Source organism: Paracraurococcus lichenis, from assembly GCF_030657435.1.
Taxonomy (GTDB): domain Bacteria; phylum Pseudomonadota; class Alphaproteobacteria; order Acetobacterales; family Acetobacteraceae; genus Paracraurococcus; species Paracraurococcus lichenis.
Genome location: NZ_JAUTWS010000423.1, coordinates 1 through 611, shown reverse-complemented (window position 1 = coordinate 611; position 611 = coordinate 1). Strand labels below are relative to the sequence as shown.

The window sequence follows — 611 nt, the reverse complement described above, 5'->3', positions numbered from 1 at the left end:
ATTAAGGCGCGCCGGAGGACAGCCAAGCGCACCCGAAGCCGAGCGTGTAGAGGGCGTTGAGAAAATTCGTGGTGCCCGCGGCGGCGGCGGCCTCTTGCTCCCAGGCCGGCACGCCGGGGTGGTCGTGGCGGAGCGCCGCGCTGGCGGCGATCAGCAGCAGCGTGCGCAAGGGCTTGGTGCGCTCGGCCGCGAGCCGCTCGGGCGGCGTGCCGGAGGCGCGGGCGGCGAGCGAGGCGGCGAGCACGCCTCCGAAGGCCACGCGGGCCTCGCCCGCGACGAAAACGAAGTGCCAAGTGAAACGGCCCGAAGTCATTTTGATGGTGCGGACGCCTCCCCTGGTGGTTGCTCAACACGTCCACCTTGGCACATCGATGCCGTCCGGGGCGCCCACACCATCAAAGTGCATGCAGACCCTCAACCGGAGAAATGTTCGGCTGCAATCCAGTTTCTGGCGGAGAATTCCATTCTCCGGCATGCGTTATAACGTCTTTGTTAGCTGTGGTCCTCCGATCGTCATGGTTAAAAACCGCACCGCCGCAATGCGCGAAACTGGCTCTGTTGCGGCGGCGCCTGTGCAGAAGGGCCAGTCTGCACATTGCGAAGGCTGAGTG

General features: G+C 65.6%; 1 protein-coding gene. It reads right to left on the bottom strand.

Features of this window, described 5'->3' with window-relative positions; translation table 11 throughout:
* Position 1: 1 nt before the first annotated feature.
* On the bottom strand, positions 2 to 259 hold the full coding sequence (locus tag Q7A36_RS40620) for a nitroreductase family protein (protein ID WP_305109462.1): 258 nt from the start codon (positions 257 to 259) through the stop codon (positions 2 to 4).
* Positions 260 to 611 lie beyond the last annotated feature (352 nt).